Here is a 15,754-nt window from a genome sequence, read left to right as displayed (position 1 = left end):
CATAACCCGAAGGTCGCAGGTTCAAATCCTGTCCCCGCAACCAAATGGTCCCGTGGTGTAGTGGTTAACATGCCTGCCTGTCACGCAGGAGATCGCCGGTTCGACCCCGGTCGGGACCGCCATTTTATATAAAGAAAAGAACGAAACATGTTGTTTCGTATTTTTTTATTTGTTTTAACAAAAAACTAATAAAGACAGTCAAACTATCCTTAGGAAAACTCCTAAGGACTTTTTTATATATTCAAAACCTGTATAATAAATAGCAGAGAACATTGTGAGTAAAGTAGGTGAAGTCTGTGAGTAAATATGAAATAACAACAAAATCATCTGAGGAAACACAAAGGTTGTCAGAAAAACTTGGTGAACTTGCTCAGGCACAAGATGTAATTATTTTAGAAGGAGATCTAGGGGCTGGTAAGACGACTTTTACAAAGGGACTAGCAAAAGGTCTTGGAGTGAAAAGAGTTGTAAATAGCCCTACCTTTAATATTATTAAAGAATATAAAGGGAGATTACCGCTATATCATATGGACGTGTATCGCTTAGCTGAAAGTGAAGAAGACTTAGGTTTTGATGAGTATTTCTACGGTGAAGGAATTACGGTAGTAGAATGGGCTCATTTAATAGAAGCATATTTACCAAATGAGAAGCTACAAATTAGTTTATTCCATGCTGGAGATGACAACACAAGAAACATTGTACTCGAGCCAATTGGAGATCGCTATATTAGATTATGTGAGGAGCTATTACAAGATGAAAGTACTAGCAATTGATACTTCAAATTATGTAATGGGTGTATCCCTTATTGAAGAAGGAAACGTAATTGGGGAAATCATTACAAATTTAACAAAAAATCATTCTGTGCGTCTTATGCCAGCTGTAGAACAACTGTTAAAAGAATGCGGTGTAAAACCAAAAGAATTAACTAAAATAGTTGTAGCTGCTGGACCAGGATCATATACAGGTGTTCGTATAGGCGTGACAGCTGCCAAAACATTAGCTTGGTCACTTCAAATACCAATTGTAGGTGTATCAAGTTTAGAAGTAGTGGCTGCAAACGGAGCTAATTTTGATGGATTAATCTGTCCTTTATTCGATGGAAGACGTGGACAAATTTATACTGGCTTATATACATATGAAGGAGAGGATTTAACTTCTATAGAGGAAGACCGAATCATCCTTATTGTAGACTGGTTGCAAATGTTAAAAGATAAAGGAAAGCCTGTTTTATTTATTGGTAACGATGTGAAACTACACAAAGAAACAATTATCGAACATTTAGGCAATCAAGCTGTCTTTGCTCCTTTCACTAAAAATAACCCAAGACCAAGTGAGCTAGCGTTCTTAGGATTACAAAAAGAAGAACAAGATGTACATTCATTTGTTCCTAGTTACCTTCGTTTAGCTGAAGCTGAAACAAAGTGGTTAGAAAGTCAAAACAAGTAGGAGCTTGCAGAGGATGGATATGATATTTAGAAAGATGGAACTCGATGATATTGCTCAAATTGTAGCTATTGAAGAAGCATCTTTTTCAACTCCTTGGACTGCAGATGCCTTTCAACGTGAGTTAACGATGAATGAACATGCACATTATGTTGTGCTAGAAAAAGATGGTCGTGTAATTGGGTATTGTGGATTGTGGATAATTATTGATGAATCGCATATAACAAATATAGCTATTTTACCAGAATACAGAGGTCAAAAGCTAGGAGATGCTTTATTAAAAGAAGTTATTTCCGAAGCGAAAACTCTAGGTGTAAAAACGATGACACTTGAAGTACGTGTATCAAATGAAGTAGCAAAACAGTTATACAGAAAATACGGATTTCAAAATGGTGGAATTCGTAAACGATACTATGCAGACAATCAGGAAGATGGTCTCGTAATGTGGGTGAATATATAATGGAAAAAAATACGATTATACTTGGTATTGAAACAAGTTGTGATGAAACAGCAGTAGCAGTTGTTAAAAATGGAACGGAAATTATTGCAAATGTCGTTGCATCACAAATTGAAAGTCATAAACGTTTTGGCGGAGTTGTACCAGAGATTGCATCCCGTCATCATGTAGAAGAAATTACAGTTGTGTTAGAAGAGGCGTTAAAAGAAGCGAATATCACATTTGATGATATTGATGCAATTGCTGTCACAGAAGGACCTGGTTTAGTAGGAGCGCTTCTAATAGGGGTGAACGCAGCGAAAGCAGTGGCATTTGCACATGATATCCCCCTAGTTGGTGTTCATCATATCGCTGGCCATATTTATGCGAATCGTTTAGTAAAAGAAGTTCAATTCCCATTACTATCACTTGTTGTATCTGGTGGACATACAGAGCTTGTTTATATGAAAGAACATGGTTCCTTTGAAGTAATTGGTGAAACGCGAGATGATGCAGCAGGAGAGGCATATGATAAAGTAGCTCGTACGTTATCTATGCCATATCCAGGTGGTCCTCATATTGATCGCCTTGCACATGAAGGGAAACCAACAATCGATTTACCTCGCGCATGGCTTGAACCGGATTCATATGATTTCAGTTTTAGCGGATTGAAATCAGCAGTTATCAACACTGTGCATAACGCAAAACAACGCGGGATAGAAATTGCACCGGAAGATTTAGCAGCAAGTTTCCAAGAGAGTGTAATTGACGTATTAGTAACGAAAGCATCTCGTGCAGCGGATGCTTATAACGTAAAGCAAGTGCTTCTTGCTGGTGGAGTAGCTGCTAATAAAGGACTGCGTGCACGTTTAGAAGCAGAATTTGCACAAAAAGAAAATGTAGAGCTAATTATTCCTCCCCTATCTTTATGTACAGATAATGCAGCAATGATTGCAGCGGCAGGTACAATTGCATATGAACAAGGAAAACGTGCTACATTAGCTTTAAATGCAAATCCAGGATTAGATATCGAAGCATAGTTATGCACAAAATTAACCACAGCTTGTGGATAAAACCCATATTATCTGTTGATAATGTGGGTTTTGTTGTGTATATAAAATGTTGATAACTTTTTTATTGATTGTGGATAATGTGGAAAAGTTATTTAGATGTTTATTTTATAAAGGTGGATATGTGTATAAACTTGTGGATAAAATAGATGAAGTCTGACCTTTGAATCTATCCTTTTTCGGGAAATAAAAACGAAAAAGGTATCTCTAAAAAACATTTTGAAATATGCCCTTATTATAAGGGAGGCTAATATTGTCAAACCTTGTCGGCAAATCGATACCTCGTGTCGAATCGTTTATGCAATAGAGGTTGACCATGGCTAGAAGATAAGAAGGATGTCTCATCGTCAAAAATCCCGACTGATGAGACATCCTTCTTATTTATACTCTTATAAATGCAATTCTTCCCATTCTGCCATACAAGCATCAAGTTGTTCTTGTAGTGTTTGCTTTTTCGTTGTAATTTCACTAGCCTTTTCATAATCTGCATATATTTCTGGTAAGCAAAGTTGATCTTCTAACGTAGCAATTTCTTCTTCAAATTGTACAATATTTTGTTCTAGTTCTTCGATTTTTCGAGTACGTTGACGCTCCAACTTTTTGCGCTCTTTTTCTTCGAGATAATTTAATTTTTCTGGAGCTACAGTTTTTTGAACAGGTGCCTGATTTTCTTGCTGTTCTTGTTGTTCAAATTCAGCACGTTCAATCATCTCATTTTTCTTTTCAACGTAGTAATCGTAGTCCCCTAAATATTCCTGTGCACCTTCTGTTGATAACTCAACAACGGTCGTCGTTACACGATTAATAAAGTAGCGGTCATGAGATACAAAGAGAAGGGTACCAGGATAATCAATTAAAGCATTCTCCAAAATCTCTTTACTATTTAAATCAAGATGGTTTGTAGGCTCATCGAGAATTAATAAATTCGATTTTTGCATCATAAGTTTGGCAAGAGCTAAACGAGCTTTTTGTCCACCGCTAAGAGAAGATACTGGCTTTAATACATCATCTCCTGTGAATAAGAAGTTACCTAATATCGTGCGAATTTCTTTTTCAGGTTGCAGTGGATATTCATCCCATAGCTCATTTAAAACTCGCTTAGAAGATGTTAAATTAGCTTGTTCCTGATCATAATAACCAACAGAGACATTAGATCCGAAAGAAACCTCACCATGTAATAGTGGTAACTTATTCACAATGGATTTTAATAATGTGGATTTCCCAATTCCATTTGGACCAACTAAAGCAACACTATCTCCGCGAGTTAAGCGCATTGTTACATGTTCAATAATTGGATCCTTATCATAGCCGATAGTTGCGTCCTTTACTTGTAAAACATCATTTCCACTTTGTTTTTCAATATCGAAGTGGAAGGAAGCTGACTTAGAATCCCCTAATGGTCTTGTTAATAATTCCATACGGTCTAATTGTTTACGGCGGCTTTGCGCACGTTTTGTCGTAGATGCACGAGCTATATTTTTTTGAACGAAGTCCTCTAGCTTAGCAATCTCATCTTGTTGTTTTTCATAACGTTTCATTTCTTGCTCGTATAGTGCTGATTTTAAGTCTAAATATTTACTGTAGTTACCAACAAATCGTCTACTTTCTTTATTCGAAATTTCATATACTTGTGTAACAAGTTTATCTAAGAAATAACGGTCATGGGAAACGATTAGTATTGCCCCAGGATAACCTTGTAAATATTGTTCAAGCCATGTTAATGTTTCTATGTCTAAATGGTTTGTAGGCTCGTCCAAAATAAGTAAGTCTGGTTTTGTTAATAATAATTTACCGAGAGCTAATCGTGTTTTTTGTCCACCGCTTAATGTCGAAATCGTCGTCTGGTGCGTTTCAACTGGGAAGCCAAGACCACTTAAAATCGAACGGATATCTGCTTCGTACTGATAGCCACCTTGATCTTTATAATCTAATTGTAATTGGTCATAATCAGCTAATAATCTTTCATATGTAGCCTCGTTTGAAAAGTTTTCTTCTTTTCCCATCTCTTGCTCTAGCCTTCGAAGTTTTATCTCCATTTGCTGCAAGTGTGTAAAGACGGTTAGCATTTCATCCCAAATTGTTAAAGATGTTTCTAAACCGGTATTTTGAGCTAAATATCCAATTGAGACATCTTTCGGTTTTATAATTTCTCCACCATCATGAGATAGCTCACCCGCTATTATTTTTAATAATGTAGATTTTCCAGCGCCATTTCGTCCGACTAATGCGATACGATCTTTCGTTTGAACTTCTAATTTTATATTTGAAAGAATCGTTTCTGCACCGTATAATTTCGAAAGCGCGTTTACTTGTAATAAAATCAATGTTTTCACCTCAAATAATTTCTTAACTTTGCCATGTTTATATTTCTCAATCATACTAAAAATAGTGTATAGTTTAAAATACAGAGAGAATACTTCTTCTTTCTATTATACAAGGAATTTAATAAGTGCTAAACTTCTGTATTTGATTAAAGCATATGAATAAAGATAGGAAGAGAGGAGAGGTTATATGGAGCAGCAGAAAATTCCACAAGCCACTGCTAAGAGATTGCCTCTATACTATCGATTTATCCAAAACTTATCTTTGTCTGGTAAGCAACGTGTTTCATCAGCCGAATTAAGTGAAGCGGTAAAGGTTGATTCCGCAACGATTCGAAGAGATTTCTCATACTTTGGAGCATTAGGGAAAAAAGGATATGGATATAACGTAAATTATTTATTATCATTTTTCCGTGAAACACTCGACCAAGATGATATAACACGTGTAGCGCTTATTGGAGTAGGTAATTTAGGGACCGCTTTCTTACATTATAATTTCACGAAAAACAATAATACAAAAATTGAAATGGCGTTTGATATTAGTGAAGAGAAAGTTGGAACAGAAATCGGAGGCATTCCTGTATATCACTTAGATGAATTAGAAGAACGTTTATCATCTGATATACAAGTGGCAATATTAACAGTACCCGCTACAGTAGCACAATCTGTAGCTGATAGATTGGCAGAAACAAACGTGCATGGTATTTTGAATTTCACACCAGCACGATTAAATGTGTCAGACAATATAAGAATTCATCATATTGATTTAGCAGTAGAGTTACAAACATTAGTTTACTTTTTGAAGAATTATCCACAATAAAACGCAGAGGAAGCGACCTCTGCGTTTTATTATTGTTTTTTCTTTGTGAATTTAACTAAGATAAGGCGAAGTGCCAAATTAAAATCAATCGTTGCCATAACTGCAAATAGTATTGTCCATATATTCCAAATTGTATCTGTTACGTTCGTAATGGCGAAGCGTGTAAAGATACATCCTAGAAGGAAGTACAATGCAGCCATGAACAATGGTGAGTTTCTCATACTAAAAATCCTCCGATAAAGCCTTGCATTTTTTCAGCTTCTTTAATCATTTCTTGAATTTGTTCGTTACTCACTAAAACTTGAGCAATTGCAACTAATGTATTCATTGCAACATGCGCTGCGATTGGAACGATAATACGCTTCGTTTTTACATATAAGAAGGCGAATACGAGCCCCATAGCAGTGTATACCAATAAGTGAGTAAAATCAAAATGAATCGCCGCAAATACAAGGGAACTAATGATAGCGGCAATAAAGAAGTTAAACTTCTTATAAAGTGTACCAAATAAAATTTTTCTAAATACGATTTCTTCCAAAATAGGTCCTATTATAGAGATGACGATAAGGAACCAAGGTGTCGTTCTTGCGATATCCATAAGTCTCGCTGTATTTTCAGATCCAGGTTTAATACCTAATACATACATTTCAATCATACCAGCAATACTTTGCGAGAAAAATGCTAAGAAGAACCCGATAAAAATCCAACCAATCGTAGCTGGAACAGTAGAACGCTTTGTATCTAAATGTCTGTCGCGAATATCTGTTCTAAGTAACCAAAGTACGATACATAATGCAATAAAGAAGCTAATGATTGCCCAGTGACCAGTTATGAGTTGAAATTTCTCTTCCCTAGTGAATCCCCTGTTATCATAAAGCCCAGTTTTCAGGAGAAGTGGTAATCCAGCAATTGATGATAACTGCATTAAAATGTATGTAACGATAACCCACCAATATTGTTTTTTCAAATGGTTTAACCATCCTTTCTAACTCTAGTGTATGAGATAAGGTAGGATAACATGTAAATATGCTACCTACGATATAAACCTTACTTAAATTATGTTTTTTTTGTAAATCCTTATTTGAAATTATAATAGAAGACAGGAGAAAGTTGTGTGTGTAGCGAAAACAACTTAGGGTGTCCTTTCATATTGTAACATACGAGTAGTGGAAACAACGATTCATATAGTAAAGGTAGAAGAAGAGGAACTCTATATAGAAAAATTTATAGCGTAATTTGCGAAAAAATTATGATTTTTTTACTTGCAAAAGAAATTGAGATTATTTATTATTATAAGTGTGTTAGCACTCGGGTGACTTGAGTGCTAATAAATAAAATTTACATAACAAAATGAGGAGGTTATTGTTCATGCTAAAGCCATTAGGTGATCGCGTTGTAATTGAGCTTGTTCAAGCGGAAGAAAAAACAGCAAGTGGTATTGTATTACCAGACACAGCAAAAGAAAAACCACAAGAGGGTAAAGTTATTGCAGTAGGTACTGGTCGAGTGCTTGAAAATGGTGAGCGTGTTGCTTTAGAGGTAGCAGCAGGTGATCTTATCATCTTCTCAAAATATGCAGGTACTGAAGTGAAATATGAAGGTACAGACTACTTGATTTTACGTGAAAGTGACATTTTAGCAGTTATCGGTTAATTATATAAATCTTAAAAAATCCAAGGGGGTCAATTATTATGGCAAAAGATATTAAATTTAGTGAAGAAGCACGTCGTTCGATGCTTCGCGGTGTCGACACTCTTGCAAATGCAGTAAAAGTAACGCTTGGACCAAAAGGTCGTAACGTTGTTCTTGAGAAAAAATTCGGTTCACCACTTATTACAAATGACGGTGTAACAATCGCAAAAGAAATTGAATTAGAAGATGCATTCGAAAACATGGGTGCGAAATTAGTAGCAGAAGTTGCTAGCAAAACAAATGATGTAGCTGGTGACGGAACAACAACTGCAACTGTATTAGCACAAGCTATGATTCGTGAAGGTCTTAAAAACGTAACAGCTGGTGCGAACCCAATGGGTCTTCGTAAAGGTATCGAAAAAGCTGTAGTTGCTGCAGTAGAAGAATTAAAAACGATTTCTAAACCAATCGAAGGTAAATCTTCTATCGCACAAGTAGCTGCTATTTCTGCTGCTGACGAAGAAGTAGGTCAATTAATCGCTGAAGCAATGGAGCGCGTTGGTAACGACGGCGTTATTACTTTAGAAGAATCTAAAGGTTTCACAACAGAATTAGACGTAGTAGAAGGTATGCAATTTGATCGTGGATATGCATCTCCTTACATGATTACTGATTCTGACAAAATGGAAGCAGTTCTTGATAACCCATACATCTTAATCACTGACAAAAAGATTTCTAACATTCAAGAAATCTTACCAGTATTAGAGCAAGTGGTACAACAAGGTAAACCGCTTCTTATCATTGCTGAAGATGTAGAAGGCGAAGCGTTAGCTACATTAGTAGTGAACAAACTTCGTGGTACATTCAATGTAGTAGCTGTTAAAGCTCCTGGATTTGGTGACCGTCGTAAAGCAATGCTAGAAGATATCGCAATCTTAACTGGTGGCGAAGTAATCACTGAAGAATTAGGCCGTGACTTAAAATCTGCTACAGTTGAATCTTTAGGACGCGCTGGTAAAGTTGTTGTAACAAAAGAAAACACAACTGTAGTTGAAGGTGTAGGAAGCACAGAACAAATCGAAGCTCGCATCGGTCAAATCCGTGCGCAATTAGAAGAAACAACTTCTGAATTCGATCGTGAAAAATTACAAGAGCGTCTTGCAAAACTTGCAGGTGGCGTAGCAGTAATTAAAGTAGGTGCAGCAACTGAAACTGAGTTAAAAGAGCGCAAACTTCGCATTGAAGATGCACTTAACTCAACTCGTGCAGCAGTAGAAGAAGGTATCGTTGCAGGTGGTGGTACTTCACTTATGAACGTATACACAAAAGTAGCTTCTATCGTAGCTGAAGGCGACGAAGCAACAGGTATCAACATCGTACTTCGTGCACTAGAAGAGCCAGTTCGCCAAATCGCAATCAACGCTGGTCTAGAAGGATCTGTAGTTGTAGAGCGCCTAAAAGGCGAAAAAGTAGGCGTTGGTTTCAACGCAGCTACTGGCGAGTGGGTTAACATGCTTGAAACTGGTATCGTAGATCCAGCTAAAGTAACTCGTTCTGCACTTCAAAACGCAGCATCTGTTGCAGCTATGTTCTTAACAACTGAAGCTGTAGTAGCTGACAAGCCAGAACCAAATGCACCAGCAATGCCTGACATGGGCGGCATGGGCATGGGCGGTATGGGCGGAATGATGTAATTCCGTTTGCCCTAAAAAACATCCATTTCTATATAGAAATGGATGTTTTTTTATGTTTTTTAGAAAAGGAAATGAATTTCTGTAGAATTTTGTCGCTTTCTCTCTTGACCATACCGACACTTCATTGTTAGAATCTAGGAAGATAATATAAAACGATCCTTCATATATCCTCAAAGATATGGTTTGAGAGTCTCTACCGGGTTACCGTAAACAACCTGACTATGAAGGCAGTGTGTCTTATATTTATAAAGAGCGGAGACTATCTTTCTTTATAAAGCCAGACCCCTGCCTTTTCTTTGTTATGAGACTAGAGGCGGAGGACTGGCTTTTTTTATTATATTGGTAATGCTTTTCGCCTAATTGGTGAAAATATTTATATACGAGAACTAACGTTGGGGTGATTATTTTGAAGAAGCAACACGATACAATTATCGTTTTAGATTTTGGAAGTCAATACAATCAGTTAATAGCACGTCGAATTCGTGAGTTCGGTGTATACAGTGAACTTCATCCGCATACAATTACTGCAGAAGAAATTAAAGAAATAAATCCAAAAGGGATTATTTTCTCTGGTGGACCAAATAGTGTATATGGTGAAGGTGCATTACATTGTGATGAAAAAATCTTTGACCTAGGATTACCGATCTTCGGTATTTGTTACGGTATGCAGCTTATGACACAAAAATTCGGTGGTAAAGTAGAACGTGCAAACCACCGTGAGTACGGAAAAGCGGTTCTTAAAGTAGAGAACGAATCAAAATTATATGCGAACCTTCCAGAAGAGCAAGTTGTATGGATGAGCCATGGCGACTTAGTAACTGGTTTACCTGAAGGATTCGTAGTAGACGCAACAAGTGAGTCTTGCCCAATTGCTGGTATGAGCAATGAAGCGAAAAACTTATACGGTGTACAATTCCACCCAGAAGTACGTCACTCTGAGCACGGTAACGATTTAATTAAAAACTTCGTATTCGGCGTATGTGGTTGTTCTGAAGGATGGAACATGGAGAACTTTATCGAAGTAGAATTAGAAAAAATTCGTGAAACTGTTGGAGACAAAAAAGTTCTATGCGCACTTAGTGGCGGTGTAGATTCTTCTGTTGTAGCAGTATTAATTCATAAAGCAATCGGCGATCAATTAACTTGTATCTTCGTTGACCACGGCTTACTTCGTAAAGGCGAAGCAGAAGGCGTTATGAAAACATTTAGCGAAGGCTTCCATATGAACGTTATTAAAGTGGATGCAAAAGAACGCTTCATGAACAAGTTAAAAGGTGTAGAAGATCCAGAACAAAAACGTAAAATTATCGGTAACGAATTCATTTACGTATTTGATGATGAAGCTTCTAAGTTAGAAGGAATGGACTTCTTAGCACAAGGTACACTTTACACAGATATCGTTGAAAGTGGTACAGCAACTGCACAAACAATTAAATCTCACCATAACGTTGGTGGACTTCCAGAAGACATGCAGTTCAAATTAATTGAGCCTTTAAACACGTTATTTAAAGATGAAGTACGTGTATTAGGATCTGAACTAGGAATTCCTGACGAAATCGTATGGCGTCAACCATTCCCAGGTCCTGGTCTTGGTATTCGTGTACTAGGTGAAATCACAGAAGAGAAATTAGAAATCGTTCGTGAATCTGATGCGATTTTACGTGAAGAAATTATTAAAGCTGGCTTAGATCGTGAAATCTGGCAATACTTCACTGCGCTTCCTGGTATGCGTAGCGTAGGTGTTATGGGTGACGAGCGTACTTACGATTACACAGTAGGTATCCGTGCGGTAACATCTATCGACGGTATGACAGCTGACTGGGCACGTATCCCTTGGGACGTATTAGAGAAAATCTCTGTACGTATCGTAAACGAAGTAAAACACGTTAACCGTATCGTGTATGATGTAACGAGTAAGCCACCAGCAACTATTGAGTGGGAATAGTATTATAATAAAAGATCCATCTATTGCTCATGCAATAGATGGATCTTTTTTATTTTGAGTTTAATACGAACGAAAATATAAAAGTTAATAAAAATGTTCGTATTTAAATTGACAAAAATACTTTCAAGAGTTAATATGAGTATGTAATTCAAACGAAAAGTGAATATTATGCCGTCGTATAATATCGGGGATATGGCCCGAAAGTTTCTACCTAGCTACCGTAAATGGCTTGACTACGAGGCGTTTTTATAAAGGTGAGGGGGATCTTATCTTTATTCATAGAACGCTTCCATGTATATGCAATGGAAGCCTTTTTTATTTTTAATAGATAAAAGAGGGCTAGGGGATTACGGCGAGTAATCATATAACGGGGGAAACGTAAGATGAAACGCTATTTTCAGTTTGATGAACTCGGCACGAATTATAAAACAGAGTTCATAGCAGGTTTAACGACATTTTTATCTATGGCTTACGTACTATTTGTCAATCCTGCTACGCTGTCACTTGGGAATGTTAAAGGGTTACCAGCAGGTACAGGAATGGATCCAGGTGCAGTATTCGTTGCTACAGCATTAGCAGCAGCGATCGGTTCGTTAATTATGGGGATTTTCGCGAAGTATCCGATTGCTTTGGCGCCGGGTATGGGAATTAACGCGTTCTTTGCTTATACAGCAGTGTTAACGATGGGTATTCCGTGGCAAACAGCAATTGCTGGAACGTTAATGTCAGGTATTATCTTTATTATTCTTACAGCTTCAGGTATTCGTGAAAAAATCATTAATGCAATTCCATCAGAGTTAAAGTTTGCAGTAGCGGCAGGTATCGGATTATTCATTGCTTTCCTTGGATTCCAAAATGCTGGAATTATCGTGAAAAATGATGCTGTTCTTGTTGGGTTGGGGGACTTAACAAAGGGCACAACGTTACTAGCAATCTTCGGAGTTGTTACGACAATTATCTTCATGATTAAGAAAGTAAATGGTGCAGTATTTTACGGTATGATTCTTACAGCAATCTTAGGAGTAGCAACAGGATTAATTGATACTCCGAAAGCTGTAGTGGGAGCAATACCGAGTCTAGAACCAACGTTCGGTGCGGCGTTAACGCACTTCGGAGATATTTTCACTGTTCAAATGGTGATTGTTATTATAACGTTCTTCTTTATCGATTTCTTTGATACAGCAGGTACACTTGTAGCGGTTGCGAATCAAGCTGGATTAATGAAGAACAATAAATTACCACGTGCAGGAAAAGCATTATTTGCAGATGCGATTGCAACTGTAATTGGTGCGATCTTAGGTACATCAACAACAACGTCTTATATTGAATCTTCTGCAGGGGTAGCAGCGGGTGGACGTTCTGGATTTACAGCAGTTGTAACAGCAGGATTCTTCTTACTGGCATTATTCTTCTCTCCATTATTAAGTGTTGTAACGCCAGCTGTAACGGCGCCAGCTTTAATTATTGTAGGGATCTTGATGGTTTCTTCTTTAGGAGAAATTGATTGGAAGAAATTCGAGATTGCAGTGCCAGCATTCTTTACTATCATTTCAATGCCGCTTACGTATAGTATCGCCACGGGAATTGCGATTGGGTTTATCTTCTATCCAATTACAATGGTAGTAAGTGGTCGTCGTAAAGAGATTCATCCAATTATGTATGTTATGGGAGTTTTATTCGTACTATATTTCATCTACGTTCGTAAATAAAAGGGGTTTTTTGAAAGGTCTAGACTTAAGGGGAGTCTAGACCTTTTTTGCGTCTTCAGAAAAACTTAAGGATTTCCGAGCGTTTTTCTTCAGAAGTTTTCCTATAATAGAAGTTAGGGATTAAAAAAGTAATGGGGGAGATATTGTGGCACACGAAACAATACTTGTCGTAGATGATGAAAAAGAAATCCGAAATTTAATTACAATCTATTTAAAGAATGAAGGATATAAAGTACTGCAAGCAGGAGACGGAGAAGAAGGGTTACGTTTACTAGAAGAAAATGAAGTACATCTAGTCGTATTAGATATTATGATGCCGAAAGTAGACGGCATTCATATGTGTATGAAAGTAAGGGAAGAAAAAGAAATGCCAATTATTATGCTTTCAGCGAAAACGCAAGATATGGATAAGATTTTAGGATTAACAACGGGTGCAGATGATTACGTAACGAAACCGTTTAATCCGTTAGAGTTAATCGCAAGAATTAAATCTCAGTTACGCCGTTATATGAAAATGAATGGTTTCGCTATACAAAATGAGGACGAGCTAGAGATTGGGGAGATGAAAATAAACATCTCAACCCATAAAGTCATTGTAGAGGGAGAAGAAGTGAAACTAACTCCGAGGGAATTTTCAATTTTAGAATTGCTAGCCCGTAATCCGGGGATGGTCTTTAGCGCGGAGCAAATTTATGAAAAGGTGTGGAACGAAAGATCTTTCCAGTCTGATAACACTGTAATGGTGCATATTCGAAAAGTACGTGAAAAGATTGAGGAGAATCCAAGGAAGCCTAGATATATAAAAACGGTATGGGGAGTGGGGTATAAGATTGAAAAAGATATTTAATCCATTCGCTTATATTAGGAAAATAAGACAATTAATTGAGAAATTAGTAAAGAGCGTACGAAAGAGTATAAGAATTCAACTAATTACTACTTTTGCTGCTTGTGCGTTATTAGGAGTTTTTTTTGCAAAGGGAGCTGCACCATTTTTTGAGAATGCGAATCGTAAAGCGACTGTCGATTATCGGTCTGGTATGCAACAAATTAATTATCAAGCTCAAAGAGCAGCAAATAGTTCGGTGCATGAAAATAAATTAGAAGCTATATCCAATATGATCGAAACGGAGAATCAAAATTTAGAGCGAGGAAATAGAGCTTTAAAAATATTGGTTACTGACGAAAGTGGTAAAGTTGTATATAAAACGAAGCAGGCACAAGAAGAGCAAATCGATCTGCATAATACGATTCGTAATGCAGCATCATTTGCGATTAACTATTCAAATGGTCAAGATATATTTGAAAATACGAGAAAAGAATTTATAGCTTTTTCACCTATTACAATAGAAAATAAGAATTTATATATGTTCGTTAGTGGAATTCCGGATGGTGTAGTAATGTATGATACGCAAGAAGGCCCATTCCCATTTTTAATTGGTGTACTCGTATTCATTTTCTCTTTCTTCTATATAACAAAGAGAAAGATGAAACAAATTGAAGCGATGGCAGAAGGTGTAAAGGAAATAGAAAAAGGCAACTTAGCGTACCGTATTGAGAAGAAAGGTGAAGATGAGATTGCGTCTTTAACTGAGAATATTAATAATATGGCGGAAGAGCTTATGAATAATATAGAAAAGGAACGTAGATTAGAGAAGCAAAAGAATGAGCTTATTACGAATGTATCTCACGATTTACGTACACCACTGACTTCTATTATGGGTTACTTACGATTACTTAGAGATTCTAAATATGAAAATAAAGAACAACATGATGAGTATACGAGAATTGCTTTTGCGAAGTCGGAGCAGTTGAAAAATTTAATAGAAGATTTATTTGAGTATACGAAGTTAACGAATGAACAAGTTGTATTAGAAAAACAAGAAGTATGTGTAAATGAGTTGCTCGAGCAATTAATAGAAGAGTTAGTACCGCAGGCAGAAGAGCATGGACTTACGTTTGTTAAGAAGTTTCCTGAGGAACGTGCCTATGCAGCGATTGATTCGGAAAAGATGGTTCGTGTATTTGATAATTTATTAATGAACGCGATTAAGTATAGTAAAGACGATGGAGAGATCAAAGTTTCCCTTCAAAGGCAGCGCCGGGATATACAAATTGTAATTGCGAATCATAGTGAAGAGTTTACGAGAGAAGAGTTAGCGAGTTTGTTTGAACGTTTTTATAAGAAAGATCAATCTAGAAGTAGAGTAACAGAAGGATCAGGCCTTGGATTGGCGATTGCGAAAAGTATTGTTGAATTACAAGGTGGTAGTATTCGAGCTGAATATGAGGATGGTATTATTCAGTTTATCGTCTCGTTACCAATTATAGAAAAATAATAAACGAATAGAATGGTATATGATAAAAAGGCTTATTTTAAAAGAAATAAGCCTTTTTATACTTTTTTAGAAAAACATGTTGACGATTAGAGATTAGAGGTGTAATATAGAACAAGTCGCCGATGACAACAACGTCGAAAGCGACAAACGAAATAAAAAACTTAGTTGACATTGAAAGATGAAAATGTTAACATAAGGAAGTCGCAAATGAGCGACTAAGCAGTTCTTTGAAAACTGAACGAAACAAACAACGTGAAACGTCAATTTTTATTTTATGATGCTAGACAAACTAACTTTATTGGAGAGTTTGATCCTGGCTCAGGATGAACGCTGGCGGCGTGCCTAATA

The 15,754-nt window shown here is 36.8% G+C and carries 14 protein-coding genes, 1 tRNA gene and 2 riboswitches; of the genes, 12 read left to right on the top strand and 3 right to left on the bottom strand.

Features of this window, described 5'->3' with window-relative positions:
* Positions 1 to 46 precede the first annotated feature (46 nt).
* The 5 genes from RCJ96_RS27080 to tsaD all read left to right on the top strand — a co-directional run bounded on the left by RCJ96_RS27080 (position 47) and on the right by tsaD (position 2,919).
* A tRNA-Asp gene (locus RCJ96_RS27080) sits at positions 47 to 122 on the top strand.
* 174 nt (positions 123 to 296) lie between these two features.
* Complete coding sequence (gene tsaE / locus RCJ96_RS27075; RefSeq protein ID WP_074608534.1) at positions 297 to 773, top strand: tRNA (adenosine(37)-N6)-threonylcarbamoyltransferase complex ATPase subunit type 1 TsaE; 477 nt, start codon at positions 297 to 299, stop codon at positions 771 to 773.
* Positions 754 to 1,446 (top strand): tRNA (adenosine(37)-N6)-threonylcarbamoyltransferase complex dimerization subunit type 1 TsaB, encoded by a 693-nt coding sequence (gene tsaB / locus RCJ96_RS27070; RefSeq protein WP_000865758.1) that lies wholly within the window; start codon positions 754 to 756, stop codon positions 1,444 to 1,446. Before tsaE ends, tsaB begins: the two co-directional genes overlap by 20 nt.
* Before the next feature lie 13 nt (positions 1,447 to 1,459).
* On the top strand, positions 1,460 to 1,903 hold the full coding sequence (gene rimI / locus RCJ96_RS27065; RefSeq protein WP_074608537.1) for a ribosomal protein S18-alanine N-acetyltransferase: 444 nt from the start codon (positions 1,460 to 1,462) through the stop codon (positions 1,901 to 1,903).
* Positions 1,903 to 2,919: a tRNA (adenosine(37)-N6)-threonylcarbamoyltransferase complex transferase subunit TsaD gene (tsaD, locus tag RCJ96_RS27060; protein ID WP_000414598.1), complete on the top strand. Its 1,017-nt coding sequence runs from the start codon at positions 1,903 to 1,905 to the stop codon at positions 2,917 to 2,919. The genes rimI and tsaD overlap by 1 nt, the downstream gene beginning before the upstream one ends.
* A 419-nt stretch (positions 2,920 to 3,338) precedes the next feature.
* On the opposite strand, the gene RCJ96_RS27055 is transcribed toward tsaD, so the two are convergent.
* Entirely contained in the window at positions 3,339 to 5,273 is a 1,935-nt protein-coding gene (locus RCJ96_RS27055; RefSeq protein WP_238137636.1) for an ABC-F family ATP-binding cassette domain-containing protein, read from the bottom strand.
* Between the two features lie 187 nt (positions 5,274 to 5,460).
* On the opposite strand from RCJ96_RS27055, the gene RCJ96_RS27050 reads away from it, so the two are divergent.
* Entirely contained in the window at positions 5,461 to 6,090 is a 630-nt protein-coding gene (locus RCJ96_RS27050) for a redox-sensing transcriptional repressor Rex (RefSeq protein WP_000437698.1), read from the top strand.
* 29 nt (positions 6,091 to 6,119) lie between these two features.
* Here the strand turns inward: RCJ96_RS27050 and RCJ96_RS27045 are convergent, their stop codons facing one another.
* Together RCJ96_RS27045 and RCJ96_RS27040 are read right to left on the bottom strand one after the other, a co-directional pair.
* On the bottom strand, positions 6,120 to 6,311 hold the full coding sequence (locus RCJ96_RS27045; RefSeq protein ID WP_070805104.1) for a YdiK family protein: 192 nt from the start codon (positions 6,309 to 6,311) through the stop codon (positions 6,120 to 6,122).
* Positions 6,308 to 7,057, bottom strand: a complete 750-nt coding sequence (locus RCJ96_RS27040) for a CPBP family intramembrane glutamic endopeptidase (RefSeq protein ID WP_000745340.1) — start codon at positions 7,055 to 7,057, stop codon at positions 6,308 to 6,310. The genes RCJ96_RS27045 and RCJ96_RS27040 overlap by 4 nt, the downstream gene beginning before the upstream one ends.
* Positions 7,058 to 7,458: 401 nt before the next feature.
* On the opposite strand from RCJ96_RS27040, the gene groES reads away from it, so the two are divergent.
* From groES to ampS, 6 genes are all read left to right on the top strand, one after another.
* Complete coding sequence (gene groES / locus RCJ96_RS27035) at positions 7,459 to 7,743, top strand: co-chaperone GroES (protein ID WP_000917306.1); 285 nt, start codon at positions 7,459 to 7,461, stop codon at positions 7,741 to 7,743.
* 38 nt (positions 7,744 to 7,781) lie between these two features.
* A complete protein-coding gene (groL, locus tag RCJ96_RS27030; RefSeq protein ID WP_001029999.1) occupies positions 7,782 to 9,416 on the top strand; it encodes a chaperonin GroEL in 1,635 nt (544 codons plus the stop codon).
* 140 nt (positions 9,417 to 9,556) lie between these two features.
* A riboswitch (purine riboswitch) is annotated at positions 9,557 to 9,658 on the top strand.
* A gap of 164 nt (positions 9,659 to 9,822) precedes the next feature.
* Entirely contained in the window at positions 9,823 to 11,361 is a 1,539-nt protein-coding gene (gene guaA / locus RCJ96_RS27025; RefSeq protein WP_000743925.1) for a glutamine-hydrolyzing GMP synthase, read from the top strand.
* A 154-nt stretch (positions 11,362 to 11,515) separates the two neighbouring features.
* Positions 11,516 to 11,617, top strand: a riboswitch (purine riboswitch).
* A gap of 127 nt (positions 11,618 to 11,744) precedes the next feature.
* Positions 11,745 to 13,070, top strand: coding sequence for an NCS2 family permease (locus tag RCJ96_RS27020; protein ID WP_242304872.1), 1,326 nt, complete (start codon positions 11,745 to 11,747; stop codon positions 13,068 to 13,070).
* A 145-nt stretch (positions 13,071 to 13,215) separates the two neighbouring features.
* A complete protein-coding gene (locus tag RCJ96_RS27015; protein ID WP_000929888.1) occupies positions 13,216 to 13,917 on the top strand; it encodes a response regulator transcription factor in 702 nt (233 codons plus the stop codon).
* The gene (ampS, locus tag RCJ96_RS27010; protein ID WP_416504785.1) at positions 13,901 to 15,406 is read left to right on the top strand and encodes an aminopeptidase AmpS; all 1,506 of its coding nucleotides are present in this window, start codon (positions 13,901 to 13,903) and stop codon (positions 15,404 to 15,406) included. Before RCJ96_RS27015 ends, ampS begins: the two co-directional genes overlap by 17 nt.
* The last annotated feature ends 348 nt before the right edge of the window (positions 15,407 to 15,754 follow it).

This window comes from Bacillus sp. BSL6 (genome assembly GCF_052928345.1).
This window is presented reverse-complemented; position numbering and strand designations above follow the sequence as displayed.

Excerpts from the sequence above, each read along its gene's own strand:
- groES (WP_000917306.1), top strand. The coding sequence starts at position 7,459 with ATGCTAAAGCCATTAGGTGATCGCGTTGTAATTGAGCTTGTTCAAGCG.
- tsaD (WP_000414598.1), top strand. The coding sequence starts at position 1,903 with ATGGAAAAAAATACGATTATACTTGGTATTGAAACAAGTTGTGATGAA.
- rimI (WP_074608537.1), top strand. The coding sequence starts at position 1,460 with ATGGATATGATATTTAGAAAGATGGAACTCGATGATATTGCTCAAATT.
- RCJ96_RS27020 (WP_242304872.1), top strand. The coding sequence starts at position 11,745 with ATGAAACGCTATTTTCAGTTTGATGAACTCGGCACGAATTATAAAACA.
- groL (WP_001029999.1), top strand. The coding sequence starts at position 7,782 with ATGGCAAAAGATATTAAATTTAGTGAAGAAGCACGTCGTTCGATGCTT.
- RCJ96_RS27050 (WP_000437698.1), top strand. The coding sequence starts at position 5,461 with ATGGAGCAGCAGAAAATTCCACAAGCCACTGCTAAGAGATTGCCTCTA.
- RCJ96_RS27045 (WP_070805104.1), bottom strand. The coding sequence starts at position 6,311 with ATGAGAAACTCACCATTGTTCATGGCTGCATTGTACTTCCTTCTAGGA.
- tsaB (WP_000865758.1), top strand. The coding sequence starts at position 754 with ATGAAAGTACTAGCAATTGATACTTCAAATTATGTAATGGGTGTATCC.